This window comes from Lelliottia wanjuensis (assembly GCF_030238365.1).
In the GTDB taxonomy this organism is placed as follows: domain Bacteria; phylum Pseudomonadota; class Gammaproteobacteria; order Enterobacterales; family Enterobacteriaceae; genus Enterobacter; species Enterobacter wanjuensis.
Window position 1 is genome coordinate 1 of sequence record NZ_JASSOT010000033.1, and the last position, 597, is coordinate 597.

Here is a 597-nt window from a genome sequence, read left to right on the forward strand (position 1 = left end):
GGTTAAGGACATTCCGCCTCGTGCTGGGTGGGCGGCATCTAGTGTGGCATTAAAAGATAAGCGTGACCCTCTCGGAAATGGCGGTGTTGCTCGTGTTTTATGGGAAATAAGGAGTCATCAAAATGACCAATAACAAACTAACAAACAACCAATGCGGAATTTGCGCAGATTGCACACCACAAATTAACGGCGGTTCCGGGTTTAATAATTGCGCTGAGGCCCACGCAGCGCAGACAGCAGGGGATAAAGCGGCAATGAATAACAAACTAACAGGATTGCGTTACGGACATAACGCGCAATACCTCTTGAGTGAGCTGGCGTCCTACGACGCAGACGATATCGACGGTGATGAATTTGAGGTGTACGGCGAAGATAGCAACGGCAGAGAAGGTAGCGCGACTATCAGTATCACAGAGCTTGCGGCAGATGCTGCAAAGCTGCTGGCCGCGAAAGACGCAGAGCTTCAGGAATACCGGAACGCGCAACAGCATCCTGCTGCAACACTCTATAACGGAAGCGGGAGAGTAAGCGTGATGATGGTAAGCGATTTACCAGCCGGTGAGGTGGATGTTTACACTACCCCGCAGCCAGTTCCAG

Annotated in this window: 1 protein-coding gene; it reads left to right on the forward strand. The window is 51.3% G+C overall.

Annotated elements, in window-relative coordinates:
• Nucleotides 1-122: 122 nt before the first annotated feature.
• Nucleotides 123-597, forward strand: a 475-nt coding sequence (locus tag QQF33_RS03430) for a hypothetical protein (protein ID WP_285157383.1), incomplete at its 3' end; no start/stop codon positions are given.